Origin of the sequence: Paractinoplanes atraurantiacus (assembly GCF_900215205.1) — a bacterium.
Taxonomy (GTDB): Bacteria; Actinomycetota; Actinomycetes; order Mycobacteriales; family Micromonosporaceae; genus Actinoplanes; species Actinoplanes atraurantiacus.
The window spans coordinates 40,963-65,650 of sequence record NZ_OBDY01000002.1; the positions used below are offsets into that span (position 1 = coordinate 40,963).

Annotated in this window: 26 protein-coding genes; 12 read left to right on the plus strand and 14 right to left on the minus strand. The window is 70.9% G+C overall.

The features are described from left to right. Window positions 1–57: 57 nt before the first annotated feature. Genes CRP55_RS06865 through CRP55_RS06875 form a run of 3 tightly spaced genes read right to left on the minus strand, consistent with a single transcriptional unit; the run spans window position 58 to window position 2,262 of the window. Complete coding sequence (locus tag CRP55_RS06865) at window positions 58–783, minus strand: anti-sigma factor (RefSeq protein WP_097318827.1); 726 nt, start codon at window positions 781–783, stop codon at window positions 58–60. After that, window positions 780–1,343 (minus strand): ECF RNA polymerase sigma factor SigK, encoded by a 564-nt coding sequence (gene sigK / locus CRP55_RS06870; protein ID WP_179855042.1) that lies wholly within the window; start codon window positions 1,341–1,343, stop codon window positions 780–782. Before sigK ends, CRP55_RS06865 begins: the two co-directional genes overlap by 4 nt. 58 nt (window positions 1,344–1,401) lie before the next feature. Further along, window positions 1,402–2,262, minus strand: a complete 861-nt coding sequence (locus CRP55_RS06875) for a LysR family transcriptional regulator (protein ID WP_097318829.1) — start codon at window positions 2,260–2,262, stop codon at window positions 1,402–1,404. 77 nt (window positions 2,263–2,339) lie between these two features. On the opposite strand from CRP55_RS06875, the gene mgrA reads away from it, so the two are divergent. Next, window positions 2,340–3,371 (plus strand): L-glyceraldehyde 3-phosphate reductase, encoded by a 1,032-nt coding sequence (gene mgrA, locus CRP55_RS06880; protein WP_097318830.1) that lies wholly within the window; start codon window positions 2,340–2,342, stop codon window positions 3,369–3,371. On the opposite strand, the gene CRP55_RS06885 is transcribed toward mgrA, so the two are convergent. Beyond that, the gene (locus CRP55_RS06885; protein WP_097318831.1) at window positions 3,368–4,234 is read right to left on the minus strand and encodes an NAD(P)-dependent oxidoreductase; all 867 of its coding nucleotides are present in this window, start codon (window positions 4,232–4,234) and stop codon (window positions 3,368–3,370) included. The genes mgrA and CRP55_RS06885 overlap by 4 nt on opposite strands. Window positions 4,235–4,296: 62 nt before the next feature. On the opposite strand from CRP55_RS06885, the gene CRP55_RS06890 reads away from it, so the two are divergent. The 3 genes from CRP55_RS06890 to CRP55_RS06900 all read left to right on the plus strand — a co-directional run bounded on the left by CRP55_RS06890 (window position 4,297) and on the right by CRP55_RS06900 (window position 10,134). Further along, window positions 4,297–5,946, plus strand: a complete 1,650-nt coding sequence (locus CRP55_RS06890) for a bifunctional 3'-5' exonuclease/DNA polymerase (RefSeq protein ID WP_097318832.1) — start codon at window positions 4,297–4,299, stop codon at window positions 5,944–5,946. Between the two features lie 120 nt (window positions 5,947–6,066). Next, window positions 6,067–9,687, plus strand: coding sequence for a methionine synthase (metH, locus tag CRP55_RS06895; protein ID WP_097319212.1), 3,621 nt, complete (start codon window positions 6,067–6,069; stop codon window positions 9,685–9,687). A gap of 45 nt (window positions 9,688–9,732) precedes the next feature. Beyond that, window positions 9,733–10,134: a rhodanese-like domain-containing protein gene (locus CRP55_RS06900; protein ID WP_097318833.1), complete on the plus strand. Its 402-nt coding sequence runs from the start codon at window positions 9,733–9,735 to the stop codon at window positions 10,132–10,134. A 6-nt stretch (window positions 10,135–10,140) separates the two neighbouring features. Here the strand turns inward: CRP55_RS06900 and CRP55_RS06905 are convergent, their stop codons facing one another. Together CRP55_RS06905 and CRP55_RS52795 are read right to left on the minus strand one after the other, a co-directional pair. Next, entirely contained in the window at window positions 10,141–11,154 is a 1,014-nt protein-coding gene (locus CRP55_RS06905; protein ID WP_179855043.1) for a sialidase family protein, read from the minus strand. A gap of 41 nt (window positions 11,155–11,195) precedes the next feature. Continuing rightward, window positions 11,196–11,672, minus strand: a complete 477-nt coding sequence (locus tag CRP55_RS52795; RefSeq protein WP_179855044.1) for a hypothetical protein — start codon at window positions 11,670–11,672, stop codon at window positions 11,196–11,198. Window positions 11,673–11,749: 77 nt separating this feature from the next. On the opposite strand from CRP55_RS52795, the gene CRP55_RS06910 reads away from it, so the two are divergent. Genes CRP55_RS06910 through CRP55_RS06920 form a run of 3 tightly spaced genes read left to right on the plus strand, consistent with a single transcriptional unit; the run spans window position 11,750 to window position 13,516 of the window. Beyond that, the gene (locus CRP55_RS06910; RefSeq protein ID WP_097318835.1) at window positions 11,750–12,946 is read left to right on the plus strand and encodes a cytochrome P450; all 1,197 of its coding nucleotides are present in this window, start codon (window positions 11,750–11,752) and stop codon (window positions 12,944–12,946) included. Next, on the plus strand, window positions 12,943–13,137 hold the full coding sequence (locus CRP55_RS06915; protein ID WP_097318836.1) for a ferredoxin: 195 nt from the start codon (window positions 12,943–12,945) through the stop codon (window positions 13,135–13,137). Before CRP55_RS06910 ends, CRP55_RS06915 begins: the two co-directional genes overlap by 4 nt. A gap of 46 nt (window positions 13,138–13,183) precedes the next feature. Further along, window positions 13,184–13,516: a hypothetical protein gene (locus CRP55_RS06920; RefSeq protein ID WP_097318837.1), complete on the plus strand. Its 333-nt coding sequence runs from the start codon at window positions 13,184–13,186 to the stop codon at window positions 13,514–13,516. Between the two features lie 114 nt (window positions 13,517–13,630). On the opposite strand, the gene CRP55_RS06925 is transcribed toward CRP55_RS06920, so the two are convergent. Next, on the minus strand, window positions 13,631–14,290 hold the full coding sequence (locus CRP55_RS06925) for a response regulator transcription factor (protein WP_179855045.1): 660 nt from the start codon (window positions 14,288–14,290) through the stop codon (window positions 13,631–13,633). A gap of 111 nt (window positions 14,291–14,401) precedes the next feature. Here CRP55_RS06925 and CRP55_RS52800 point away from each other — a divergent pair, with 111 nt between their 5' ends. Further along, window positions 14,402–14,545 carry a hypothetical protein gene (locus CRP55_RS52800; protein ID WP_179855046.1) on the plus strand — a complete coding sequence of 48 codons (144 nt, stop codon included), beginning with the start codon at window positions 14,402–14,404 and terminating at the stop codon, window positions 14,543–14,545. A 5-nt stretch (window positions 14,546–14,550) separates the two neighbouring features. Here the strand turns inward: CRP55_RS52800 and CRP55_RS55560 are convergent, their stop codons facing one another. The 4 genes from CRP55_RS55560 to CRP55_RS06940 are packed head-to-tail and all read right to left on the minus strand — an operon-like array spanning window position 14,551 to window position 18,816. Beyond that, complete coding sequence (locus CRP55_RS55560) at window positions 14,551–14,997, minus strand: AMP-binding enzyme (protein WP_342751524.1); 447 nt, start codon at window positions 14,995–14,997, stop codon at window positions 14,551–14,553. Continuing rightward, window positions 14,973–15,314, minus strand: a complete 342-nt coding sequence (locus CRP55_RS55565) for an AMP-binding protein (RefSeq protein WP_438865771.1) — start codon at window positions 15,312–15,314, stop codon at window positions 14,973–14,975. Before CRP55_RS55565 ends, CRP55_RS55560 begins: the two co-directional genes overlap by 25 nt. Next, window positions 15,295–15,810, minus strand: a complete 516-nt coding sequence (locus CRP55_RS55570) for an AMP-binding protein (protein WP_281260760.1) — start codon at window positions 15,808–15,810, stop codon at window positions 15,295–15,297. The genes CRP55_RS55565 and CRP55_RS55570 overlap by 20 nt, the downstream gene beginning before the upstream one ends. 27 nt (window positions 15,811–15,837) lie before the next feature. Beyond that, a complete protein-coding gene (locus tag CRP55_RS06940) occupies window positions 15,838–18,816 on the minus strand; it encodes an AfsR/SARP family transcriptional regulator (RefSeq protein WP_097318840.1) in 2,979 nt (992 codons plus the stop codon). 57 nt (window positions 18,817–18,873) lie between these two features. On the opposite strand from CRP55_RS06940, the gene CRP55_RS06945 reads away from it, so the two are divergent. Beyond that, complete coding sequence (locus CRP55_RS06945) at window positions 18,874–19,467, plus strand: SGNH/GDSL hydrolase family protein (RefSeq protein WP_097318841.1); 594 nt, start codon at window positions 18,874–18,876, stop codon at window positions 19,465–19,467. 188 nt (window positions 19,468–19,655) lie between these two features. Beyond that, window positions 19,656–20,216, plus strand: coding sequence for a hypothetical protein (locus tag CRP55_RS06950; protein ID WP_143234438.1), 561 nt, complete (start codon window positions 19,656–19,658; stop codon window positions 20,214–20,216). A 7-nt stretch (window positions 20,217–20,223) separates the two neighbouring features. Here CRP55_RS06950 and CRP55_RS06955 read toward each other — a convergent pair whose 3' ends face one another. The 3 genes from CRP55_RS06955 to CRP55_RS06965 are packed head-to-tail and all read right to left on the minus strand — an operon-like array spanning window position 20,224 to window position 22,667. Next, entirely contained in the window at window positions 20,224–21,264 is a 1,041-nt protein-coding gene (locus CRP55_RS06955) for a glycoside hydrolase family 43 protein (RefSeq protein ID WP_097318843.1), read from the minus strand. Window positions 21,265–21,303: 39 nt separating this feature from the next. Further along, window positions 21,304–22,128 (minus strand): metal-dependent hydrolase, encoded by an 825-nt coding sequence (locus tag CRP55_RS06960; protein ID WP_097318844.1) that lies wholly within the window; start codon window positions 22,126–22,128, stop codon window positions 21,304–21,306. Between the two features lie 56 nt (window positions 22,129–22,184). Next, the gene (locus tag CRP55_RS06965) at window positions 22,185–22,667 is read right to left on the minus strand and encodes a DUF1707 SHOCT-like domain-containing protein (protein ID WP_245922854.1); all 483 of its coding nucleotides are present in this window, start codon (window positions 22,665–22,667) and stop codon (window positions 22,185–22,187) included. Window positions 22,668–22,829: 162 nt separating this feature from the next. Here CRP55_RS06965 and CRP55_RS06970 point away from each other — a divergent pair, with 162 nt between their 5' ends. Both CRP55_RS06970 and CRP55_RS06975 read left to right on the plus strand, forming a co-directional pair. Beyond that, a complete protein-coding gene (locus tag CRP55_RS06970) occupies window positions 22,830–24,014 on the plus strand; it encodes a sensor histidine kinase (protein ID WP_097318845.1) in 1,185 nt (394 codons plus the stop codon). Then, the gene (locus CRP55_RS06975) at window positions 24,015–24,686 is read left to right on the plus strand and encodes a response regulator (protein WP_097318846.1); all 672 of its coding nucleotides are present in this window, start codon (window positions 24,015–24,017) and stop codon (window positions 24,684–24,686) included. The last annotated feature ends 2 nt before the right edge of the window (window positions 24,687–24,688 follow it).

A 24,688-nucleotide genomic window follows, 5' to 3' on the forward strand; every position in this document is an offset into this window, starting at 1 on the left:
CCTGCGTATCCGACGGCGGATCGACAAGGATCGGTTGGGTCAAGGGCAAAAGAAAATTTACAGGGGTACGAGGGCGTCGAGCGGCATGGTCGGTGACGTGGCCCCGGGCGCGGTCTCGATGGTGACGCCGACGGCATTGGAGGCGGGCAGGCCCTCGACGATCCGTACGGTCGCCGCCTGGTCCTCGCCGAGCGCTCCGGCCGAGGTGGGGTCGTCGTCGCGGATGGTCCACAGCTGGTAGACGCGGCCGTCGCCCGGCGGGGAGGAGGCGGCCAGCATGATCACGCCGGCGCCGGTCAGCTTCGACGACGCCACGGTGACCCGCCCGCCGCTGGTCAGCGGCTGCTCGCGCACCTGGAGGTCGGGCGCGGCCAGGATCGCGCGGACGCGCGCCTCGGAGGCGCGCGCGGCCTCGGCGACGGCCCGCTCATCCCGTACGCGCTGATCTTGAAGAACGTAGACGGCCGCACCTGCACCGACCGCCGCGACCACGACGGCGGCCGCGGCCACCAGGTGAAGCCGGCGCTGGGGACGAACCGGGCGGACCGCAGCGGCCGGCTCCTGGCGCGTGGTGCCGATCTCTCTCAGGACGTTCGCCCGCATCGAGGGCGGCGGCACCGACCAGGCGGCGTCGGCCAGGCGGGCCGCGGTCTCGCGCAGCTCACCCACCTCGGCCCGGCAGTCCTCGCACTCGCGCAGGTGCCGCTCGAAGGCGACCCGTTCCAGGTCGTCCACCGCGTCCAGCACATACGCGCCGACCAGCGAATGCACGTCGGGCCTCATGCCGCCGCCCCCGTGGTCAGGCAGTCGCGCAGCCGGGCCAGACCGTCGCGCATCCGCGACTTGATGGTGGGAAGCGGCGCCCCGAGCATCTCGGCCACCTGCGGATAGGTGTTGCCTTGGAAATACGCGAGGGTGACCGCCTGCCGCTGCAACTCGGTCAGCCCGTCCAGGCAGCTGCGCACCTGCCGGCGCTCCAGGCGCGTCGCGACCTCGTCGGCGACCGTGTCATACGGGGTGTCAATCGCCTGGATGCCGATCCGGAGGGTGCGGTCGGCCGCCGCCTGCTCGGACCGGGCCCGGTCGACCGCCCGCCGATGGGCGATCGTGAAGATCCACGCCGTCGGCGTTCCCCGCTCCGGGTCGTATTGCGGAGCCCGCCGCCACACCTCGACCAGCACCTCCTGCGCGACCTCCTCGGCGTGCGACGGATCGCGCAGCACGCGCCGGACAAGACCGTAGACACGCGGCGCCACCAGGTCGTACAGCCGCGCGAAGGCCTGCTCGTCGCCCCGCGCCACCCGCACCAGCAGCGCCTCGATGTCCAGCACCGGCGTCGCCATTCCACGCCCCTCCATGGGGATGATTCGCCAGCACCGTCGTCCGCGGATGAGTATCCGGCTAAAGAATCCTGCGGAGCAATTCCTCGGCGGCCGGCCCGGGCGGCGCCGCGGCCGGCAGAGCCACCGAGACCTGCCACGAGGCGCCGGCGGGCAGGCGGGCCACATGCAGCCCGGCCGCGTGCGGCTTGCGGGTCACCGGCGCCGGCACGACGGCGATCCCCAGTCCTTGGTGCACGAAGTCCAGCAACGTGTGGACGTCGTTCACTTCGACCGAGACGCGCCGGTCGACGCCGTGCCGCGCGAACAACTGGTCGTTGACCTTGCGGGCGCCCCAGTCCGGGCTGAAGTCGACGAAGTCCTCGGCGGCCAGGGCGCAGGGATCGAGATCGGCCGGGACGTGGTCAGGGTGGGTGAGCAGCAACATCTCCTCGGTGGCCAGGGCCTCCAGCCGTACGCCCTCGGGAGCGGCACCGGGAAGCGCGACGAAGCCGACGTTGAGCCGCCCCTGCCGGATCTCGTCGACGATGTGCCCCGACCCCGCGTATCTCAGGCTGATCTCCACCCCCGGATGCGAGCGGCGGAACGAGGCCAGCAGCGGCGGCAGGTCGATCACGCCGAGGCACTGCTCGGTGCCGACCGTGAGGCTGCCGCGCACCAGACCGCGCACCGCGGCCACCGCTTCCCGGGCCGCGGCGGCGCTGGCCAGCGTACGATTCGCCTCGGTGAGCAGGGCGCGCCCGGCGTCGGTGAGCTGCACGCGGCGGGTGTGCCGCACGAAGAGCTCGGCGTCGAGCTCGCGTTCGAGCGCCTTGATCGAGGCGGAGAGCCCCGACTGCGCCACCCGCATGCGCTCGGCGGCGCGGGTGAAGTGGCGCTCCTCGGCCACCGCGACGAAGTACTCCAGGTGCCGCAACTCCATGATTGAGCAGTCTAGGTGCTTAATCCGAGCGCTTTCTTCTGTTGGACCTTTGGTCAGCGAGCGACGAAGGTGGGGACATGCCAACCAGCTACACCGCCGAAGGCGACCGTTACGACACCATGGAGTACCGCCGGACCGGGCGTTCCGGGCTCAAGCTGCCCGCCGTCTCGCTCGGTCTGTGGCACAACTTCGGCGACGACAAGCCCCTGGAAACCCAGCGGGCGATCCTGCGCCGGGCCTTCGACCTGGGCATCACCCACTTCGACCTGGCCAACAACTACGGTCCGCCGTACGGGTCGGCCGAGCTCAACTTCGGGCGCCTGCTGGCCGAGGACTTCCGCCCGTACCGCGACGAGCTGGTCATCTCGACCAAGGCCGGGTACGACATGTGGCCGGGACCGTACGGCGAGTGGGGCTCCCGCAAGTACGTGACGGCCTCGCTCGACCAGTCGCTCAAGCGGATGGGCCTGGAGTACGTCGACATCTTCTACTCGCACCGCTTCGACCCGGAGACGCCGCTCGAGGAGACGATGGGCGCGCTCGACGCCGCCGTCCGGGCCGGCAAGGCGCAGTACGTGGGCATCTCGTCGTACTCGCCGGAGAAGACCGCCGAGGCGGCCGCCATCCTGCGTGACCTGGGCACGCCGCTGCTGATCCACCAGCCGTCGTACTCGATGCTGAACCGCTGGATCGAGGGCGGCCTGCTCGACACGCTGCACGAGGTCGGCGCCGGCTGCATCGCCTTCTCGCCGCTGGCCCAGGGCATGCTCACCGACCGCTACCTCAAGGGCGTCCCCTCGGATTCGCGGGCGGCCGAGCACAAGTCACTCTCGACCGACCTGCTCTCCGACGAGAACCTGGGCAAGATCCGGGCGCTGAACGAGATCGCGCAGCGCCGCGGGCAGACCCTGGCCCAGATGGCGATCGCCTGGTCGCTGCGCGACCCGCGGATGACCTCGGTCGTGCTCGGCGCCAGCAGCGTGGCCCAGCTCGAGGCGAACGTCGCGTCCCTGGGGAACACGACGTTCACCGGCGACGAGCTGGCCGAGATCGACAAGTACGCCACCGAGTCGGGCATCAACCTCTGGGCCCGCAGCAGCGAAGTTTAAGAAAAGGACGCGTGGTAGGACGCGGCCATGTCCGCGTCCCCATGCCCCTGCTCCTCGGCCCGGCGGAAGCGTTCGGCGCCGGCTTCGGCCAGGTCCAGCCGTACGCCGTGACGCCGGCCGGCCTCGACGATGAGCCGCGCGTCCTTGCCGGCCGTGCTCACCGCGAAGCTGGCCGGTGTCAGCTTGTCCGCCCGCACCAGGTCGGTCTTGGCCCGCAGGTAGCCGTTGTCGAGCGGGCCGCCCTGGATGAGCTCGAGGAACTTGCCGAAGTCGACGTGCAGCGCCTCGGACAGGGCCAGCACCTCGCCGCCGGCGTGGGTCAGGGCCAGCACCCAGCTGTTGGCGACCAGCTTGAGCCTCGTACCCTCGCCCGGATTGTCGAGCCACACGGTTTTTGCCCCGACAGCATCGAAAACTGGCGAGATTTTGTCCCTTTTGTCGGCAGTGCCGGCCGCCAGCACGGTCAACTGCCCCGCCTCCGCCGGCTGCCTGGTGCCGAGGACGGGCGCGTCGTAGTAGACCAGCCCATGATCACGCGCGAAACCACCGAACTCGTCGACGTCGTCCAGGCTGACGGTGGTCGACTGCACCCAGATCTGGCCCTCGTTCAACGCCGGCTGCGCCTCACGCATCACCTCGCGCACGGCCGCACCGTCGAACAGCATGGTCAGCACCACGTCGGCCCCGCGGACGGCCTCCTCGACGGTGGCCACGACCCGGGCCCCGTCGGCCCCGAGCGGTTGCGCCCTCTCCTGGGTGCGGTTCCACACCCGTACGGTGAAACCGCCTTTGACCAGATTTCTAGCCATGGCGGCGCCCATGATGCCGGTGCCGAGGACGCTGACGGTGAGGGTCTCTGTCATGCGCATCATCTTCCCGCCCGGCGCTGACGAAAACTGTCGTACCCCTTCGCCAGAATGACGGGGTGCTGGTAGCGGTGGACCCGTCGGGGCTCCTTCAAGATCTGCGGGCCGACGGGTCGCCCGCCGGTCCGCCGGTCCACGCCGCCGATCTGCCGGCCGCGATCGCCGCGCGCGAGGCCGCCGACGCGCCGCGCTGGGTGTGGCCGGCCACCGCCGAGTTCTATCCGGGTTTGCTGCGGGCCGGGGTCCGCGTCGCCCGCTGTCACGATCTCGAGCTGACCGAGGCGCTGCTGCTCGGCCACGCCGGCCGCTGGGGCGCTCCCCGGTCGCTCGCCGCCGCCCACGCCCGCCTGCACGGCCGGCCCGTTCCGCCCGATCCGCCGCCGCGCCTGCCCGAGCCGCCCGGCCTCGCCCAGGGCGCCCTGTTCGACACCGTGTCCGCGCCGGCGGCCGCTCTTCAGACCATCTCCGAGGTGTATGGCGATCAGCTGCGCCGAGTCGCCGAGACCGAGCACCCCGGGCGCTTCCGACTGCTCGTGGCCGCCGAGTCGGCCGGCTCCCTGGTCGGGGCCGAGATGGGCCACGCCGGTCTGCCGTGGCGGGCCGACCTGCACGACGAGCTGCTGCGCGAGCTGCTCGGCCCGCCCCAGGCGGTCGGGCCGCCGCGCCGCCTGGCCGAGCTGACCGCCGAGATCAACGCGGCCTTCGGCTTGCACGGGCTGCATCCCGACTCCCCGGCCGAGGTGGTCAAGGCGTTCGCCCGGGCCGGCATCGACATCCCCAACACCCGGGCCTGGGTGGTCCGCCAGGTCGAGCACCCGGCCGTGAAACCCCTGCTCGAATACAAGGAGCTCTACCGCATCTGGACCGCGCACGGCTGGTCCTGGCTCGACCAGTGGGTCACCGGCGGCCGATTCCGGCCCGAGTACGTGCCGGGTGGTGTCGTCTCCGGCCGCTGGGCCGCCCGCGGCGGCGGCGCCCTCCAGGTGCCCAAGTCCGTGCGCCGGGGCGTGGTCGCCGATCCGGGCTGGCGCTTCGTGGTGGCCGACGCCGGGCAGCTCGAGCCGCGGGTGCTGGCCGCGATGTCCGGCGATCGGCGGTTCGCCGAGGCCGGCGCGGCCGGTGACCTCTACGCGGCGCTGGCCGCCAACTCGTTCGACGGCGACCGGGCCAAGGCCAAGGTCGCGCTGATCGGCGCCATGTACGGGCAGACCGGCGGCAACGCCATCCCGGCCCTGGCCGTGCTGCGCAAGCATTACCCGGTCGCCTTCGACTATGTCGAGGCCGCCGCCCGCACGGGTGAGGCCGGTGGCCTGGTCCGCTCGTGGCTGGGCCGCACGTGCCCGCCCTCGTCCGCCACCTGGGGCGACGACGCCGGGCTGGACCCGCCCGAGACCGAGCAGCCGCTGGGCGGGGCGTCCGGGCGGGCGCGCGGGCGCTTCACGCGCAACTTCGTCGTGCAGGCCACGGCGGCCGAGTGGGCGCTGGTGTTGCTGGCCACACTGCGTACGGCTTTGGAGGGAACCCGGGCCGAGCTCGTGCTTTTCGTGCACGATGAAGTTGTCGTCCACTGCCCCGCCGACGAGGCGGAGCAGGTGGTCGCCGCCGTGCACGACAGCGCCGCCAAGGCGGGCAGGATGCTTTTCGGGGACACAACGGTGCGCTTCCCGCTCGATGTCTCAACAGTTGGCGCATACGCCGACGCGAAATGAGATTGCGGTAACTTGGGTGGTCCGAAGCGAGAGGCGCTGCAACGGGGAGTGATCCCCGCCACGCTCGCTCGGTGCAATCCGACCAAGGGCGCCTCCGTTGTAACCACGGAGGTGGTCGGTGTGGAAAGAAAAGAGCGCGTCGCGGAGCTCAAGCGTCTGCTCGGCGAGCGGATCCTGGTGCTCGACGGCGCCTGGGGCACGATGCTGCAGGGCGCCGGGCTGACACCGGACGACTACCGCGGCGACATGATCCCGGCCGATCACCCGCAGGACGTGACGGGCGACCCCGACCTGCTGATCCTGACCCGGCCCGACGTGATCCTCGACGTCCACCGGCAATATCTGGCGGCCGGCGCCGACATCACCACGACCAACACGTTCACCGCGACCAGCATCGCCCAGGCCGACTACGGCCTGGAGCATCTGGTGCACGACATGAACGTCCAGGCCGCGCGGCTCGCCCGGCAGGCGGCCGACGAGGCCGGGGGCACCCGGTTCGTGGCCGGCTCGGTCGGCCCGCTCAACGTCACGCTGTCGCTGTCGCCCAAGGTCGACGACCCGTCCTACCGCGCGGTCACGTTCGACCAGGTCAAGGCGGCGTACGCGGAGCAGATCGCGGCCCTGGCCGAGGGCGGCGTCGACCTGCTGCTGATCGAGACGATCTTCGACACGCTCAACGCCAAGGCGGCCATCGCGGCCGCCCGGGAGGTCGCGCCCGACCTCCCGCTGTGGATCTCGGTGACGATCGTCGACCTGTCCGGGCGCACGCTCAGCGGCCAGACCGTCGAGGCGTTCTGGCGTTCCATCGAGCGGGCCGAGCCGCTGGTCGTGGGCGTGAACTGTTCGCTCGGCGCGACCGAGATGCGCCCGCACGTGACCGATCTGGCCCGCTTCTCCAACGTCTACGTCGCCTCCCACCCGAACGCCGGCCTGCCCAACGCGTTCGGCGGCTACGACGAGCAGCCCGCGGAGACCGCCGCCCTGGTGAAGGGCTTCATCGACGACGGCCTCGTCAACATCGTCGGCGGCTGTTGCGGGACGACTCCGGCGCATATCGGGCAGATCGCTCTCGCGGCCCGCGGCGCGACACCGCGCGTGATCAACCCGCCGGCCGAGACGACCCGGTTCAGCGGCCTGGAGCCGTTCGCGATCGGCCCCGACACCGGCTTCGTCATGATCGGCGAGCGGACCAACGTCACCGGCTCGGCCAAGTTCCGCCGGCTCATCGAGGCCGACAACTACCAGGGCGCGGTCGACGTGGCCCTCGACCAGGTGCGCGGTGGCGCCAACCTGCTCGACGTGAACATGGACGCCGACCTGCTCGACAGCGAGCAGGCGATGACCACCTTCCTCAACCTGATCGCCACCGAGCCCGAGGTGGCCCGCATCCCGGTCATGATCGACAGCTCCAAGTGGAGCGTGCTCGAGGCCGGCCTCAAGTGCGTGCAGGGCAAGGGCGTGGTCAACTCGATCAGCCTCAAGGAGGGCGAGGAGGCCTTCCTCGCCCAGGCCCGCAAGATCCGTGACTTCGGCGCGGGCGTGGTGGTCATGGCCTTCGACGAGGAGGGCCAGGCCGACACCCGCGATCGCAAGGTCGAGATCTGCGGGCGGGCGTACGACCTGCTGGTGAACGTGGCCGGGTTCGCGCCGGACGACATCATCTTCGACCCGAACGTCCTCGCGGTCGCGACGGGCATCTCCGAGCACAACGGCTACGCCAAGGCGTTCATCGAGGCCCTCCCGCTGATCAAAGAGCGTTGCCCGGGCGCCCGCACCAGCGGCGGCATCTCCAACCTGTCGTTCTCGTTCCGCGGCAACGACGTGGTCCGCGAGGCCATGCACTCGGCCTTCCTGTTCCACGCGGTCCGGGCCGGCCTCGACATGGGCATCGTCAACGCCGGTCAGCTCGCCGTCTACCAGGACATCCCGGCCGACCTGCTGGAGCTGGTCGAGGACGTGCTCTTCGACCGCCGTCCCGACGCCACCGACCGGCTGGTCACCTTCGCCTCCACGGTCACCGGCAAGGGCAAGCAGCGCGAGGTCGACCTGTCCTGGCGCGAGGCCCCGGTCGCCGAGCGGCTGTCGTACGCCCTGGTCCACGGCATCGTCGACTACATCGAGGAGGACACCGAGGAAGCCCGACTCGAAAAGAAGCGGCCGCTCGAGGTGATCGAGGGCCCGCTGATGGACGGGATGAAGGTCGTCGGCGACCTGTTCGGCTCGGGCAAGATGTTCCTGCCCCAGGTGGTCAAGAGCGCCCGCGTCATGAAGCGCTCGGTGGCCTACCTCGAGCCGTACATGGAGGCCGAGAAGGAGCAGGCCCGCCTCGAGGGCCGGGCCGAGGTCAGTCGCGGCCAGGGCAAGGTCGTGCTGGCCACGGTCAAGGGCGACGTGCACGACATCGGCAAGAACATCGTCGGCGTCGTGCTCGGCTGCAACAACTACGAGGTGATCGACCTCGGGGTCATGGTCCCGGCCGCGAAGATCCTCGACACCGCCGTGGCCGAGGGCGCCGACGTCATCGGCCTGTCCGGCCTGATCACCCCGTCGCTCGACGAGATGGTCGCGGTCGGCGCCGAGATGCAGCGCCGCGGCCTCAAACTGCCCCTGCTCATCGGTGGGGCGACGACGTCCAAGCAGCACACGGCCGTCCGCATCGCGCCCGCCTACGAGGCCTCCACTGTGCACGTCCTCGACGCGTCGCGGGTCGTCGGCGTGGTCTCCGACCTGCTCGACCCCGACCGGGCCGAGAAGCTCGACGTGGCCAACCGGGCCGACCAGGAGCGGCTGCGCGAGCAGCACGCCAACCGGCACGCGCAGCCGCTGCTCACCCTCGATCAGGCCCGGGCCAACCGCGAGCAGGTCGACTTCAGCGACCTGCCGACGCCGGCCTTCACCGGTGTGCGCGACGTGCAGCCGACGATCGCCCAGCTGCGCGAGATGATCGACTGGCAGTTCCTGTTCCTGGCCTGGGAGCTCAAGGGCAAATACCCGGCCATCCTGGAGCAGCCGGTCGCCCGTGAGCTGTTCGACGACGCCAACACCCTCCTCGACAAGATCATCGCGGACGGCTCGTTCCAGGCCCGGGGCCGGTACGCGTTCTGGCCGGCGCACAGCGACGGCGACGACATCGTGCTCGCCAACGGCGTCAAGTTCCCGATGCTGCGCCAGCAGACCCAGAAGCCGGAGGGCCGCGCCAACCGCTCGCTGGCCGACTACATCGCCCCTTCCAGCGATCACCTGGGTGGCTTCGCGGTGGCCATCCACGGCGCCGAGGACCTCGCGGCCAAGTACGAGGCGGAGAACGACGACTACCGGGCCATCATGGTCAAGGCGCTGGCCGACCGGCTGGCCGAGGCGTTCGCCGAATATCTGCACCTGCAGGTCCGCCGCGAGTGGTTCGAGCCCGGCTCGCAGCCGAAGCTGGAAGACCTGCACGCCGAGCGCTTCCGGGGCATCCGGCCGGCGCTGGGATATCCGGCCAGCCCCGACCACAGCGAGAAGAAGGACCTCTTCGACCTGCTGGGGACGCGGGAGATCGGCGTGGGCCTGACGGAGTCGTACGCGCTGACCCCGGCCGCCGCGGTCAGCGGCCTCATCTTCGCCCACCCCGACTCGCGCTACTTCACCGTGGGCCGGCTCGGCAAGGACCAGATCACCGACTACGCGTCCCGCCGCGGCATGAGCGTCGACGAAGTGGAACGCTGGCTGCGGCCGAACCTGGCGTACGAAATCGAGTGAGGCTCTTCCTCTGCGACTCGCGCCCGGAACCGGCATGATCGTCGCATGACGGCCGGCATCGAGACGCTGCTGGAGAAGGCCCGCGAGGGCCTTCTCCGCCTGGACCCGCACGAGACTCAGGCCGCTGTTCTCAACGGCGCGCTGCTGATCGACACGCGCACGGATCCGCAGCGCGCCGAGCAGGGCGACCTGCCGGGCGCGATCGTCATCGACCGGACCGTGATGGAGTGGCGCCTCGATCCGACGTCGCCGCATCGGATTCCCGAGGCCACCGACCACGACGTGCAGATCATCGTGGTCTGCCGTCAGGGCTACAGCTCGAGCCTGGCCGCGGCGAGCCTGCAAGCCCTGGGCCTGTGGCGGGCGACCGACCTGATCGGCGGTTTCGAGGCCTGGCAAGCCGCGGGCCTGCCCCTGTCGGACAAGCCCGCGGACGTTCGCTACTGACGCGCTCTACTGCGGGTAGTCACCCGTCTCGGTGAAGATCGCCACGACGGTCGCCGCCCGCACGTCGAAGCCCAGGGTCAGGAACTTGCCCGGCTCGAGCTCCACACTCGACGGGTTCGCCTGGTCGGAGTGACCGGAGTCGTACAGCTGCACATCGCCGTACCCGTCCCAGCCCTTCTCGGGCTCCCGCACGAGGCGGCCCACCGTGTCGCGATGCTCGGAGAACCGGGGCTTGAGGTCACCGTACGTCACCAGGACCTCCCCCGTGCTCAACCGCAGAGCGTGATGCGACGAGGCGGGCATGTCGGTCGGCTGGGCGATGCTCCACGTGTGCCCGTCGTCGGTGGACTCGGCGATGTAGGCGTGCCCCACGGTCGTGCGGATCAGCACGATCACGCGGTCGTCGAGCACCGTCAGCGTCGGCTCCTGGAAGTGCACGCCGTCGGCCGCCGCCAGCAGCACCTCGCTCTCGGCCGGCCAGGTGCGCCCGCCGTCGGTGCTGCGCACCACGGTCGCCCGCATCCACGCCTCGCCGGGCAGCCGCCCGTACAGCGGGAAAAGAAGATCGCCGCTGGGGAGCTCGGCCGCCGCGCCGTGCGAGGCCGAGAAGGTCTTCGAGGCCCGGCGCTCCTGTTCCGGCAAAGCCATGGCCGTGCCGACGAGGATCGGCTCACCCCAGGTCTCGCCGTTGTCGGTGCTGCGGTGGACCCAGGTGCCGTGGGTGGTGTGCCAGGGCTCGGTCCACTCGATCACGAAGTAGCTGAGCAGCACCGTGCCGTCCCTCAGCACGACCAGCTTGGGATCGCGGTCGTCGAAGGGGCCGTCCACCGCCGTACGCGGCTCACTCCAGGTCTTGCCGTTGTCATTACTCTCCGCGAGGCGGATCCGGCCGTCCGCCTTCACGTGGCCGGTGCTCTCCCGCCAGGCCGCCAGCAGCCGCCCGTCGGCCAGTCGCACGACATCGGGAAAATGCGGAAGCAGCCCCGGCTCGGCCCGGGCCACAGTGATCTGCGTAGGCAACGCTTTACCCCTCACGCCATGGTCGTTCCTCGCTTCCGACCCTACCGGGGCTGCCGCAGCTCGTCGGCCATCGCGTCCCGGCGCCGGAGGGCGGCCCGCCAGCCGACCACCTCGACCTCGGTGGTCTCGCCGGTGGCGGACGTGGCCCGCACGATCCACGGCCGCCGGAACAGCACCCGGGCCACCATCGAGGCGGCCAGCAGGATCAGGATGATCAGCGCGTCCAGGACGATCAGCAGCAGCGGCAGCAGCACCCACCAGAACAGGACCGCGGCCAGCACGAACGCGAAGAACACGATCGCGATGATCACGAACTCGTCGTTGAAGTTCCCGCCGCTGCTGCTGACCTCGCTGCTCACCTCGGCCCCGCCGCTCAGCGCGTCGCCGGGCCCGATGTCCTTGCGCCGCTTGGCGCGCCACCCGCCGAAACGCCGGGCCATCACCCGCCACCGCGGCTCCCACACCACCCGCACCTCCCACCGCGTCCCACCGGGCGCGGTGACCTCCACAGTTCGCACGGCTTCTATTTCCTCGTATCGATCAACGTAGATGTTTAGTAGGGTCGGCGGCGTAAATCTCACGGGGAGGTACGGGGATGTCACTGCCCGCCATGCCGATGCCGGCCGAGGACGAACGGCCCTTCGATCCGCCGCCCGAGTACGCGGAGCTGCGCGCCGGCGCCACGATGATCCGGGTGTCCTGCCCGACCGGCCTCGACGCCTGGCTGATCTCCGACTACGCCGGGGTGCGCGAGGTGCTCGGCGACGGCCGCCGCTTCTCGACCCGGCCCGGCCTGGCCGCGCACGTGCTCTCGTCGTACGGCCCGGAAAGCCCGATCGACAACTTCACCCGCATGGACGGCCCGGAACACGTGCGGATCCGCCGCAACTTCGCCCCGCAGGTGACACACGCGCGCCGCCTGGCCGAGCTGCGCCCGATGGTCGAGCGGATCACCGACGAGGCCATCACCCGCATGCTGGCCTCGCCCCAGCCGTACCCCCTGCACAGCCAGTTCTCCACCGCCATCACCACCTCGGTGATCGCCGAACTGATCGGGGTGCCCTCGTCGCAACGCCACCTGTTGCACGAGGCGGCGATGGCCCTGTTCGACACCTCGACGAAAGCGGACCAGCTGCGCGAGGCGCTGACCCCGCTCTACACCTATCTGTACGAGGCGGTCGCCACCCGCCGCGCCCAGCCCGGCGACGACGTGCTCAGCCGCATGATCGAGCACAGCGCCGACAGCGACCGCCCGCTGACCGACACCGAGCTCACCGAGATGAACGCGGCCCTGCTGATCGCCGGCTTCGACACCACAGCCTCCATGATCACGTACGGTCTCCTGGCCCTTCTGAACATCCCCGGCGAGTGGGAGAAGCTGGTCGCCGACCCGTCGACGGCCGCGTCGGCCACCGAGGAACTGGTGCGCTACCTGGCGGTCGGCACGGGCCTGCTGCGCCAGGCCACCGAGGACACGGAGGTGAACGGCCAGCCGATCAGGGCCGGCGACTACGTGGTGGTGGCCGTCCAGTCCGGCAACCGCGACATGGCCCTGCACGCCGACGCCGACGACTTCGACATCACCCGCAAGCCCGGCGCCCACCTGGGCTTCGGCCACGGCGCCCACGCCTGCGTGGGCCAGCAGATCGCCCGCATGGAACTGACCACGGTCCTGCGCGCCCTGGCCACCCGGGTGCCGACCCTGCGCGTGGCGGTGCCGCTGAACGAGGTCGAGTGGAAGAAGGACTCGGTGGTGCGGGGCCCGGCCGAGCTCCCGGTGGCCTGGACATGAAGGTGGCCGTCGACCGCGACCACTGCATAGGCGCGGGCAATTGCGCGATGACGGCCCCCTCGGTCTTCGACCAGGACGCCGACGAGGCCATAGTCATCCTGCTGACCGACTCCCCACCCGACTCGGAACAGGACGCGGTCCAGCAGGCGGTGGACCGCTGCCCCGCGGCCGTGATCCGTCTGCTGCCCTGATCCCCCAGTCGACCAGATCCCCGAACAATGTCCGCGCCAGCTCCGCATGCCTCTTGCGGACGACCTCCGCCGACTCGGCCCCGCCCCCGCGGTCCGCGCCCATGCGCTCGAGGCCGCCGGTCTCGCCGGTCGGCGGATCAGCGCCGTCGGCCATGACCATCGTGGCCAGCGCGACACCCTTCGTCGCCGCCTCGCGCTGCGTGTCGGCGTCCGCCTTCGCCGCGACGGCCTCCTGCTTGGCCTCAGCCGCGTCCGCTCGGTCTCGGTCCGGCCGCCCCGGAACAGCGGGATGACCGCGAAGACCACCCAGAGCACGATGGCGAAGAGCGCGGCCCACAACGCGGCACCGGTCAGCCGGGACGGAGCCGGTACGTTCTGATCCACCATGAGTGCTCCCAGGCTCGGTCAGGCAGGCGGGAGCCCTCCGCTTCTGGGGGCAGTCTCCGCCCCGGCGAAGCCCTTGGTGAGGGCGAGTCCAAGATCCGAGGAGGAATCAGTCGGGGGAGTTCTCGCGTAGCCAGGTCAGGACGGCCAGGACCCGCTTGTTGGTGGGTGCGGCGCCCTCGCTGGTGATGTTCAGCTTGGTGAAGATGCGGCGGACGTGGTCCTCGACGGTGCGTTCGGCCAGGGACAGGGCGCCGCCGATGCCCGCGTTGGAGTAGCCCTGGGCGATCAGCCGCAAGACCTCGCGTTCCTGCCGGGTGAGGGAGGTCAGGGCGCTCTCGCGAATCGTCGGCCGCAGCAAACGGTCCACGAAGGAGCGGCCGAGGACCTGTTGTCCGGCGACCAGGCGGGTCAGCTGCACGCCCAGGTCGTCGACGTCGACCTCGTCCTTCCGCAGGTAGCCGATGCTCTGCTCGAAATCGCTGATCAGCCTGATGGCCTGGTCGGTGGCCGTGTAGGCGGACAGGATGAGGATGGCGGCCTCGGGGAACTCGCGCTTGACCGTGCGGGCGAGCTCGATGCCGCCCTCGTCGCTGTCCGGGGTCAGGCGCACGTCGACGACCGCGATGTCGACCGGATGCGCCCGCATCCCGGCGAGCAGTTCGTCGCCGGTGGCCACATTGACGGCGACCTCGATGCCCTTGCTCTCCAGGTAGGCGGCCACGGCCGTACGGAAGACCGCGTGACCGTCCACGATGGCGATCGTCAAGCCTGGCATGCCAGCGGCGTGGTCAGATACGCCCTGCACCTCCGGGGCGAGCGCGCACGTTACCGCCACGAGCAAATCTTGGAGCGACAGCGCCAGATGTACGGTCTTCGCGTGCTCCGCCAGTCTTCCCCGGCCGGCGTCAAGATCGTCGCTCTTCTCGCCGGAATGCCGCCTCCGCCCGCCGTCGGTGGCGGGGCGAAGGAGCCGGCCACCGCCGGTGGCGGGATGGAGGGTGCGGCCGGTGAGGAGCAGTGAGGAAGTCAGGCCGTGCTGACGATCGCGGCGGCCTCCAGGCTCAGTTCGCGGATCGAGCGCTCCCGCATCGCGGCCTTCCGGGTCACCGTGAGGGGGAAGGCGTCTACCGTCTTCACATACCGCGGGATCTTGTAGGTGGCGAGGCGGCCAGCGCAGAAGTCGCGCAGCGTCGCCGCGGTCGGTGGCTCGGCGCCGGGGCGAGGGATGACCCAGGCCATGACCTGCTCGCCGTAGCGGTCGTCGGGGACGCCGATCACCTGGACGTCGGCGATGCCGGGGTGGGTGCGCAGGAACTCCTCGACCTCGGTGGGGTAGACGTTCTCGCCGCCGCGGATCACCACGTCCTTGATGCGGCCGACGATGTTGATGTAGCCGTCCGGGTTCATCACGGCCAGATCACCGGCATGCATCCAGCGGGACGTGTCGATCACCTCGGCGGTGCGCTCGGGCATGTTCCAGTTATCTTCACCTCGACATGGGGCAGCGGCGTCCCGACCGTGGTCACCCGCCGGCCCAGGTCGTCCTCGGGACGGCTCTGCGTGGCCACCGGTGACGTCTCGGTCAAGCCGTAGCAGATGGTCACCTCGGTCATTCCCATGTCGGCGACGACCCGTTTCATCACCTCCACCGGGCAGGGCGACCCGGCCATGACGCCGGTGCGCAGGCTGGACAGGTCGAAGTCGCCGAAGCCGGGCTCGGCCAGCTCGGCGATGAACATGGCGGGCACGCCGTAGAGCGCGGTGCACCGCTCACGCTCGACCGCGGCCAGGGTCGCGCGCGCGTCGAACGCGCCGCCGGGCCACGAAGTAGCCCAGGAAGATCACAGTGGCCGGCGCGGGGCAGTCCGGCCGGGCTTCGCTGATCATCGCGCGGTAGTTGGACGACCGGAACGCCTCCTCGGCGATCATCAGAACCACTTCGGACTGCCTGAGGGCGTAACGCAGTTCGTCCGTACGATAGGAGGGGTTGATGTTGACGAGGATCGCCCCGATGCGGGCGGTCGCGTATTGCACCAGCACCCATTCGGGGCGATTGGTGGCCCAGATGCCGACGCGGTCGCCTTTGGTGATGCCCATGCCGAGCAGCGCGCGGGCCACCAGGTCGATCCGGTCGTCGAGCTCCCGGTAGGTCCACCGGGTGCCGGTCGGCACGTCCACCAGCGCGTCGTGCTCGGCGAACCGGTCGGCGGTGTGCCGGAGCCGGGCGCCGATGGTGTCGTCCAGCAGCGGCTGGGCCGAGGTCCCGTGGGCGTACGGAGTAGTCATGGCCGCAGCGTGGGACGGCCACCTTGACTAATTCTTGCGAGCCTCCCGGAGCAGCGCCTCGAGGTCGGCCGCCACCTCCGCCGCCTCGGCGGCGTCTATGCGACGGAGGATGCGCAGCGCGGTGCGGAGCTGGGCGGCGCCCTCCGGAGCACGGCCACCGGCCACGTCGCACTGGCCGAGACCGGCCAGGGCGAGGGCCCGGTCGAAAGGACTGTGCACCTGACCGGCCACGGCCAGGGCCTCCCGATGGGCGGTCCGCGCACGGCCGGCGTCGCCGGTGAGGCGGTGCAGGGCGCCCAGCTCGTTGAGGACCATGGCCTCGCCGCTCCGGTTGTGGATCTCGCGGTCGATGGCCAGGGCCTCCCGCAGAGCGGTCGCGGCGCCGGCCGGGTCGCCGGAGCGGCGCAGGGCCGCGCCCAGGTAGAGCAGGGCGGTCGACTCGCCCATCCGGTGATCGAGGCGGCGGTGGCTGGTCAGGGCCGCGCGCAGCGCGCCGACGGCCGCCGGGTAGTCGCCGAGGCCGGCGACCACCCGGCCCAGGTCGTTGCGGGTGAGCGCCTCGCCGAGGCGGGCGCCCAGCCGGCGGTAGAGCTCCAGGGCTTCGGTCAGAAGCTGCCGGGCGCCGGTGAAGTCGCCGACCCGGCCGTGCGCGACGCCCAGGATGCGCAGGGCGTAGGCCTCGCCGGGCCGGTCACCCAGCGATCGGTAGCGGGCGAGGGCTTGGCCCAGAAGCTGCCGCGCGCCGTGGAAGTCGGAGGTCATACCGCGGGCGATCGCCAGCTCGACCAGGGCGCCGGCCTCGCCGTGCCGGTCGCCGAGCGTGCGGTAGGCGCCGAGAGCCCGCGCGATGACCGGCATCGACTCGAGATATCCGGCCTCCCGCGACAACGCCTTGGCGAGCACGGTCAGCGCGTTGGCCCCGCCGAGCCGGTCACCCATCGAGCCGTAGCCGGATAGCGCCTCGCGGGCGTCCCGGACGGCGCCGGGATAGTCGCCGGTCAGCCGGCGGACGGTGGCCAGATCGACCAGCGCATTGGCCCGCTCCAGGCCGGACGCGACGGCCACCGCGGCGGCGTGCCGGGTCAGCGCCTCGCTCCACGGCCCGTCCCGCCGCAGCAGCTCGGCCATCCCGGCCGTGAGGGACACGATCTGTCCGGGCTTTTCGGCCACCGCCAGGCAGGCGGTCAGGTTGGCTCTCTCCGCCCGCAACCAGGCCAGCGGATCGAGATCCTCGGGGAGGGGCGCGGGCGGCGGCCCGGGCCGGGTCAGCCGGGCGAGGCGCGCGTCGGCGGCGTTCGCGGTCGCCGCGTAGAAGTCGAGCAGGCGGCCGAGGGCCGCGGCGTCGGGCTCGGCCAGCCTCTGTCCGTACGAGCGGATCAGGTCATGCATCGTGTACCGGCGCCGGCCCATCTCGGTGAGCAGGTTGTCGGCGTGCAGAGCGTCCAGCTCGGCCAGCGCCGCGGCGACCGGCAGCTCGGCCAGGGCGGCGACGGCGTACGGCTCGAAATCGGTGCCCGGGTGCCGGGCGAGCAGGCGGAAGAGGCGCTGCCGGGTGGCCGGCAGGTGACGGTACGACAGGTCGAAGGCGGCGGCGATGCTGGCGTGCTCGGCCGTGGCGTCGAGGAGCCGCTCGTGGGTCTCGCGGAGCAGGTCGGCCACCGTCCAGCCGGGATGCCGTCGCAGCAGCCGGGCCAGCAGGGCGACCGCCAGCGGAAGGTGGCCGCACGCGGCCACCAGCTCGGCGGGGTCGTCCGGCCGGGCGGGCGCGAGCCGGCGGAACATCGTGCCGGCCTCGTCGGCGGTGAGCACGTCCAGCGACACGGGTACGGCGTCGCCGGGCAGGTCGCCCAGGAAGCGCCGGCTGGTGATCAGCACCAGGCAGGTCGAGCCGGCCGGCAGCAGCGGTATCACCTGATCACTGCCGGCTGCGTCGTCGAGCACGATCACAGTGCGCCGTTCGGCCATCCGCGCCCGCCACAGCGCCGAGCGGGCCTCCAGGCCGGACGGTAGCCGCCGCGGGTCGAGTCCGTCCGCGATGAGCAGGGTGGCCAGCACATCGGTGGGGCCGGCGGCGTCGCGGCCGGCGGTGTGGCCGTGCAGGTTGACGTAGAGCTGTCCGTCGGGGAAGGCACCCCGCAACCGGTGTGCCACGTGCACCGCCAGCGCGGTCTTGCCCACCCCGGGCATGCCGGCGACGGCCTGGACACCTGGGCCGCAATGCAGGAGACGGTCGACCTCGGGGCGCCGGCCGGTGAACGCGGCGGTGTCGGCCGGCAGGGAGTTCGGCGTGGAGGGGGCCGGGCGCAGCAGGGTCCGGTGCAGCGCCCGCAGCTCCGGCCCGGGCTCGGTGCCCAGCTCGGCGACGAGGTGCCGCCGCACGGCGGCCCACCGGTCGAGGGCCTCGGCGCCGCGGCCCTGCCGGTGCAGCGCCTCGATGAGGAGCGCGGCCAGGGGCTCGACCAGCGGGTGCTTCCCGGCCAACGGCCGCAGCACGTCGATCACCGCTTCGGCCCGGCCGGCGGCGAGCTGGGCCCGCGCCCAGCCGGCCGTCGTCTCCAGCCGCCGGTGCGTGAGCAGGTCGCGGGTGCGCGACACCCACTCGCCGGTGAGGCCGGCCAGGGCCGGTCCGTGCCAGAGGGCGAGCGCCGCGTCGAGCTCGGAGGCGGAACCGCCGCGGGCCAGCCGGTCGAAGAGGAGCAGGTCGACGCACGACGGGTCGATGTCGAGGGCGTACCCGCCGGAACGCCGGGCCAGCACCGCCCGGTCGCGGGCCACGCGTAACGCTCCCCGCAGCCGGTTCACATAGCTGTACAGGACGCCGCGCACCTGCTCCGGCGGCGAGAGACCCCACACCCGGTCGACGATCGTGTCGATCTGCACGGGCCGGCCGGCGTCCACCGCGAGGGCGGCCAGGACCGTACGCTGGCGCGCCGGTCCGAGCGGCACGTCCGTCCCGTCGACGCGCAGCTCCACCGCTCCCAGCAATCGCAACCGGACTTCGGTCACGCTGTGGACTGTAGGACGTGCGAGAAAGCTTCAAGGCCGGTCGCTTAGCGTCCGCGCATGACCGAAGACAAGGCCTGGCACCGCATCGCCGTGCTGGGCGACAGCATCGCCGTCCACCGGGGTGACCCGGTCGACGGCTTTCCGACACAGACCTGGGCCGAGACGCTGACGCTGGCCCTGGCACCGGCCGAATACCTCAACCTCGGTGTGCACGGCGCCCTGGCCGCCGAGATCAGGGCCGGGCAGCTGGGCCCGGCGCTGGCGTTCCGCCCGAATCTGGCGATTCTCGCGGCTGGCGCCAACGACGCCGTCCGGCGATCCTTCTCATCGGGTGCGGTCGAGGCGGACCTCGTGGCGATGATCGCGGCTCTCAGCCGGGCCGGCGCGCTGGTGGTGACTTTCGGCTGTTTCGACCTTTCCGGCACCCTGGGCGCCGAGGCGGCCGGCCGGCTGCGCACTCTGAGCGAGCTGACCGAGCGCGCCGTCCGCGATCACGGCGGCCTCCACATCAATTTCGGTGCGCACCCGGACCAGCGCGTGCTGGGCGCCGACGGACTGCACATCAACGCGCGCGGTCATGCGATCGTCGCGGCCACGCTCGTACACTCACTCGAAGAACCATGCCGGGCCGGGGACGTTCCGAGGACGTAGAGGTTCGGCACCTGGTCGGCATCAATCGTGCCGCGCACGCCGCATTCTCCCACGGGGGCATGCCCCGGTGCCGAGCGTTTCCAATGGCGCCTGGATGGTTTGCAGGTCCCAGGTCTGGTGGCACCTCGCCCGTTAGTCTGCTCAATGAACGCGGGGCTCGGGGGGTCGTGATGGGCAAAAGGCCGGAGATGCAGCGCGACGAAGCTTTCATGCGAGCTCATGCGGGCAAACGGCAGGCTTTCGAGAAGTTGGCGTCGACCAGATTTCTGCGCCCTGTCGCAGCAGCGCACCGGGCTTATCTCGCGGCGGCGGTCGATGATGTCGAGGCGACGGAACGCGACTTCTGGACCATGTCGTGTCTGCCATCGACCACTGAACGCCGGCTTTCGGCGATCAGCATGCGCTTCATGGAGGTATGCGTTCTGCATGCTCCCGAAGATGTCGAGGCCGGCGCGGCGGCAATGTTCGTCATCGTCCGCCGGTCGGTCCTGGCCGTACCCGGTGAATCCAATGAACATCTTGGGGATCGATATCCGGGTCTCACCTTCAGCCCTTCGGAATACCGGGACGCCGGGACGGATCAGATTCGAGCCTCCGGCTGGCATGACGATCTCGTCGAGGCGCTTCATGAGCCGCGGTTCGCACTGTCGGCTCGGGTGCTGGCCGAACATCTGCTGACCGGTCAGACGGTGCATTGGGAAGGTCACAACTACGAGCTTGCGGACACGGTGTTGCGGCGCGAGCGGTAGGGCGCGGTTACTCGAAGAACTTCAGGCTGAAGCCGGTGTCCGAGGTGGGGCCGGGGACGTTCGCGCGTGAGTATGTGGTGTTGCCCCACCAGACGAAAGTGCCGGTGTACCAGTAGCGGTTCTCCCAGGCGTACGGCGTGCCCTTCGCGACCGCGTGGTAGACGAACGGGAAGCGGGGGCCGGCCGGTGGGCTGGTGGCGATGTCGCCGTTCAGCAGGACGAACGTGTGGTGGCCGGGGCCGTTGACGTTGAGCGTGGGGTCCCAGCCGGGCATCATCGTGGCCCGGTTCGAGCCGAACAGGCAGCCGTTGGACTTGTACCAGTCCCAGACGTATGTGGGGTCGCCGCCGGCGCGCAGTCGCAGGTCGGCCAGGCAGTACTGGTCGCTCCAGCTGCCGTTGGCGGAGTAGACGATGTGCAGTTGGCCGTTGGGGTCGCGGATCGGCTCCGGGCCCTCGTTGATGAACGGGTTGCCGACGACGCGTTCCCAGCCCTCACGCGGCTGCGAGATGATGAAGCGGGCGCCCGTGGCCGCGTACGGACTAGTCATCTTTGCTATGTAGATGTTCTGCTCGACGTTCGTGTCGCCGGCCCAGCCGGACCACACGAACCAGCGCTGCCCGTTGTGGACGAACATGCTGCCGTCGATGGCCCATTTGTTGTCCGGCAGCGCCACCTGCGTCTCGGCGCCGTAGCCGGTGGCGGCGGAGGCCGAGCTGATGACGTACATCCGATGGGCCGAACCGCGCCCGGCCGAGAAGTGGATGTAATAACGGCCGCCGTCCAGCACGATCTCCGGCGCCCACACCTCGCCGAGGTTGCGGGTGTCGCTCCAGACCGTGCGCGCTGATGCGGTGGCCACTGCCTCGGGCGACGATCCTTGGCGTACGGCGATGCCGCCACCCGTGGACTGCACGCCGACGTAGGTCGTGCCGACCCGGATGACGCTCGGATCGGCCGCGCGCAACGACGTCCGGGCGGCCGAGGCCGGCGCCGCGAAACCGGCCAGAACCGCTGCTACGACGAGGAGAATCAGGCGAGCCCGCATGGCTCGACAATCCGAGCCGCAGCGACGCCTGTCAATGAATCAGCCGCGGTCGGCCCAAGTGTCCAGTTCGAGCTGGTGCAAAAGGGAAGGCGCGAAGATGCCGGCGATCGACACGATCGAGATGATCACGAAGGCCGTGCGGAGAACGATCGTCTCGACCTTGCCGCCGACCTTGACCGCCATGCCGTTCGGGACGCCGACCATCCGCCACAGTTTGCGCCCGGTCGGTATCGGCCACAGGATCGGCACGCCGGCCGACGTGATGATGTCGCCCAGCAAATGCACGACGCAGCCGACCGCGACCGCGAACCCCAGTAACGGATAGCCGCGGTCGCCGGGCAGATTGGCCGCCGTGAACCAGGCGATCGCGGCCGAGCAGAGGGTCACGATCACCCAGCCGGCACGCTCGGCCCACTCGTCGAACAGGCCGCGCAGCGCCAGGCCGGCCATGAAGAACACGATCCCGACCACCGCCCACTTGCCGTAGTTGGTGGCCAGCGCCGTCGTGCCCCAGCCGACCAGGGCCGCGAACGGCAGCGTGTGGGTGAAGGTGCGGTGCCCGTTGTTGCGGCGCGGATCCTTGCTGAGCCGGGTCGCCGTGTAGACGCCGAGCGACACCTTCTCGATCACCTCGGCCGCGAACAGCGAGAACACGCCGAACGTCCGCGCGACCGTGGCGCCACCCTGGTTGCGGGTGACCTTGCCGGACAGGTCGAGGTCGGGCAGCAGAGCACCGCCCGCGCAGACGAGCGTGCCGACGCCCACGGCCAGCGGTGACTGCTCGTACCCGGCGAACTGGTCGAGTGCCCAACTGCCGGCGAGCCAGGCGGCCGCGCCCGAAAGGGCGTGCGACGGACCCATCATGTTGTGTTGTCCCTCCCCACAGAGCCGGGTAACTCTGGCAGAGCGGGGAGGGAAGATCAACAACCTCGATGGCCACTGTGGAAGCGCTGGTGCCCCGAATAGCCGGGCGCGTTCCACGGCGCCACCCGCTGGGCGTAGGCGTAGCGGCCCCATCGAGCGTGCCGGATGAGGCCCATGACCAGGAAGGCGAGCGGGATCGCGGGCCAGAAGAAGTGCGCCCCCGAGATGATCCACAAACCGGTCAGGATCATCGCGACCGACACGACGATGTTGAAATGCCGCCGCAGGCCCCGGCGTGTCGCCTTCTTCACCTCGGGTGACTCGGCGAGTGCCCACAGTCCGTTACCGGGCAGATCGGCCGTCAGCGGAGTGAGCTCGTCCCGGTACGTCGCCGCGTAGCAGGCGGCCAGCCGCTGCTCTCCCTCGGTCAGGTCGAGTCGTCCCTCGGCCATCGCGGCCCGCAGGATCTCGGCGACCTGCTCACGTTCCTTGTCGGAGGTCCGCATCCTCTTGGTGCCGGACCAGCTGTTGGCTTCCACGGTTCCTCCTCAGTGGGCTTCCGTGTCACCAGAATCGGCGTTCCCGCCGCCTGCGGCGTCGGCCCGCCGGAGCATCTTTCCTGCGGCCTGTGGGTTATCAGCTGCTTCAGATGTACGACTTCTGGAGTACCCCGACCGCAAGGTGTACGCCCACGGAAGCACGTGTCCGGTCGCCCGCACGCCGATGCCCAGCACCGCCCGAAGTCGGTCATCGCCGGGGTGCTCTTCCACGTGCTGGGCGGGAACGGGCTGGCCGACGAAGGCGGGGTCTTTCTGCCGCTGACGCCGTGGGCCTGGACCCTGCTGGTGGTGGGGCCGGTCGCGCTGCTGTGGCGGCGGGCCTGTCCGGTCACCGTCTTCGCGATCGCGGCGGCGGCGTCGATCGGGTTCGCGACGTTCGCCGAGCCGAGCTGGGTCTATGCGGTGGCGCCGGCGGTGGCGCTCTTCCAGATCGCGCGTAACGGGCGGCTCACGGCGGCCGTCGTGTCGGGCGGGGCGGCTTACGCGGCGTACCTCCTAATTTGTGGTTTCTTTGCCGATCGTCTGGGACTGGACCCGGGCGTGCGGCCCGGACTGCGGGAGGCGCTGCTGCTGGCCGTCGGCATGGTGCTGATGGTCTTCCTGGGCAGCGCCTCGAAGTCGCGGGCCGAGCACATGGCCGAGATCATGAAGGTCCGGGCCGAACGCGCGCGGGCCCGTGAGGAGCAGGAGAAGCGGCAGGCCTCCGAGGAGCGGCTGCGGATCGCGCGCGAGCTGCACGACGTGCTCGGCCACCATCTCTCGCTGATCAACGTGCAGGCCGGGGTCGGGCTGCACCTGATGGAACGCCAGCCGGAGCAGGCCCGCGAGGCGCTCACGGCGATCAAGACGGCCAGCGCGGAGGCTCTGCGGGAGGTCCGCGCGGTGCTGGGCGTGCTGCGCACCGAGGACGAGGCCGCGCCGCGCCAGCCCGCACTGGGCCTGAGCCGGCTGGAGGATCTGACGGCCGACGCCGGCCTGCCGGTCGAGACCAAGGTGACCGGCGACCCACGCGACCTGCCGCCCGAGGTGGACCGCGCGGCGTACCGGATCGTGCAGGAGGCCCTGACCAACGTCCGCCGCCACGCCGGCCCGGGCGCCGCGGCCCGCGTCAACGTCGACTATCTGCCGACCACCCTGCACCTCGGCATCCGTAACGACGGCACCGATGCCTCGCCACCGGGCGCGCCCGCGGAGGGGCACGCCGGAACCGGGATCGCGGGGATGCGGGCCCGGGCCGAGAGTCTGGGTGGGCAGCTGGAAGCCGGACCCGTCGACGGGGGCTATCTCGTTTCGGTGTTGCTGCCGACGCCCAAGGAGGAGTGCTAGATGATCTCGGTGTTGCTGGCGGACGACCAGCTGCTCGTACGGGCCGGATTTCGGGCGCTGCTCAACGCGGAGCCGGACATCCAGATCGTGGGGGAGGCGGCCGACGGGCTCGAGGCGGTGAAGCTGGCCCAGCAGACGCGGCCCGACGTCGTGCTGATGGACATCCGGATGCCGGGCGTCGACGGGCTGGAGGCGACCAGGCGCATCGCGGCCGAGGCCGACCTGAGCGACGTGCGGGTGGTCATTCTGACGACCTTCGAGCTTGACGAGTACGTCTTCGAGGCGCTCCGCTCGGGGGCCTCCGGCTTCCTGGTCAAGGACACCGAGCCGGTCGAGCTGATCCGTGCGGTCCGTGCCGTCGCGGCCGGCGACGCGCTGCTCTCGCCGAGCGTGACGCGCCGCGTGATCGGCGAGTTCGCCGGTGGCAGCCGCGGCCGGCAGGCGCCGCCGCCGGTGGCCCTCGACCAGCTCACCGACCGCGAGCGCGAAGTGCTGGTGCTGGTCGCCGAGGGACTGTCCAACGACGAGATCGCGGGCCGTCTGGTGATCAGCCCGGCCACTGCCAAGACCCACGTCAGCCGCACGATGATCAAACTGGGGGCCCGGGACCGCGCCCAGCTGGTCGTCTACGCGTACGAGGCCGGCCTGATCCGCCCCGGCTGGCTGGGCTGAGG

Coding starts and splice junctions, on each gene's coding strand:
- CRP55_RS06865 (WP_097318827.1), bottom strand. CDS start 783: ATGAGGCCCGACGTGCATTCGCTGGTCGGCGCGTATGTGCTGGACGCG.
- sigK (WP_179855042.1), bottom strand. CDS start 1,343: ATGGCGACGCCGGTGCTGGACATCGAGGCGCTGCTGGTGCGGGTGGCG.
- CRP55_RS06875 (WP_097318829.1), bottom strand. CDS start 2,262: ATGGAGTTGCGGCACCTGGAGTACTTCGTCGCGGTGGCCGAGGAGCGC.
- mgrA (WP_097318830.1), top strand. CDS start 2,340: ATGCCAACCAGCTACACCGCCGAAGGCGACCGTTACGACACCATGGAG.
- CRP55_RS06885 (WP_097318831.1), bottom strand. CDS start 4,234: ATGACAGAGACCCTCACCGTCAGCGTCCTCGGCACCGGCATCATGGGC.
- CRP55_RS06900 (WP_097318833.1), top strand. CDS start 9,733: ATGACGGCCGGCATCGAGACGCTGCTGGAGAAGGCCCGCGAGGGCCTT.
- CRP55_RS06910 (WP_097318835.1), top strand. CDS start 11,750: ATGTCACTGCCCGCCATGCCGATGCCGGCCGAGGACGAACGGCCCTTC.
- CRP55_RS06915 (WP_097318836.1), top strand. CDS start 12,943: ATGAAGGTGGCCGTCGACCGCGACCACTGCATAGGCGCGGGCAATTGC.
- CRP55_RS06920 (WP_097318837.1), top strand. CDS start 13,184: ATGCCTCTTGCGGACGACCTCCGCCGACTCGGCCCCGCCCCCGCGGTC.
- CRP55_RS55560 (WP_342751524.1), bottom strand. CDS start 14,997: ATGCCCGAGCGCACCGCCGAGGTGATCGACACGTCCCGCTGGATGCAT.
- CRP55_RS55570 (WP_281260760.1), bottom strand. CDS start 15,810: ATGACTACTCCGTACGCCCACGGGACCTCGGCCCAGCCGCTGCTGGAC.
- CRP55_RS06945 (WP_097318841.1), top strand. CDS start 18,874: ATGACCGAAGACAAGGCCTGGCACCGCATCGCCGTGCTGGGCGACAGC.
- CRP55_RS06950 (WP_143234438.1), top strand. CDS start 19,656: ATGCAGCGCGACGAAGCTTTCATGCGAGCTCATGCGGGCAAACGGCAG.
- CRP55_RS06955 (WP_097318843.1), bottom strand. CDS start 21,264: ATGCGGGCTCGCCTGATTCTCCTCGTCGTAGCAGCGGTTCTGGCCGGT.
- CRP55_RS06960 (WP_097318844.1), bottom strand. CDS start 22,128: ATGATGGGTCCGTCGCACGCCCTTTCGGGCGCGGCCGCCTGGCTCGCC.
- CRP55_RS06975 (WP_097318846.1), top strand. CDS start 24,015: ATGATCTCGGTGTTGCTGGCGGACGACCAGCTGCTCGTACGGGCCGGA.